General features: G+C 82.5%; 1 pseudogene. It reads right to left on the bottom strand.

Annotated elements, in window-relative coordinates:
- Positions 1-639, bottom strand: a pseudogene (locus tag K6I33_RS35540) (hypothetical protein); the annotation flags it as partial.

The following is a 639-nucleotide window of genomic DNA, read 5'->3' as shown; positions in this document are numbered from 1 at the left end:
GGCCCCGATCCCCCCGGCCACCAACGCCACGACAACGGCCCCGGCCACGATCCGGCTCCGCGCGACGGTCACGTCCTTGCGCGGCGGCACGACGTCGTACGCCACCAGCGCGCCGCCGGCGGCCCAGGGGTCGTACGCCCACGGGTTCGCCTCCGGCGCGGGGTAGGCGGGCGCCGCCGGGGCGGCGTGCGGGTGCGCCTCGGGCGCGGCGTGCGCGGGTGCCGCCGGGGCGGGGTACGGGTTCGCGTCCGGCGCGGCGTGCGGGTTCGCCTCCGGCGCGGGGCACGGGTGCGCGTGCGGGGACACCGCTTCCGGCGCAGGGTACGCGGGCGCCGCCGGGGCGGGGTGCCCGGGCGTGACGTGCGGCTGGGTCGCCGGGTACGGCATGGGCTCGGTGGGCGGGCCGACAGCCGCCTGCGGTGGCGCGGCCGGTGACCCGGGCGCGTCGGTGGGCGGCGTGGTGTCCACGGCCGCCTGCGTCGGTTCGACGGGCTCGGCGAATCCCGGCGCGCCGGTACCGGCACCGGGGCCGTCCTGAGGGTGCGCGCCCGCGCCGCCGGTAGCCGGGGCGGCGGTCGGCGGCGCGTACGCCGCAGGGGGCGGCGTGGCCCCCGGCGAGCTCGGGGTGGGGCGCTGGAC

Source organism: Streptomyces sp. UNOB3_S3, assembly GCF_020740895.1.
Classification (GTDB): domain Bacteria; phylum Actinomycetota; class Actinomycetes; order Streptomycetales; family Streptomycetaceae; genus Streptomyces.
Note: the sequence above shows the minus strand (reverse complement) of the source record. Positions and strands in the feature narration are given on the sequence as shown.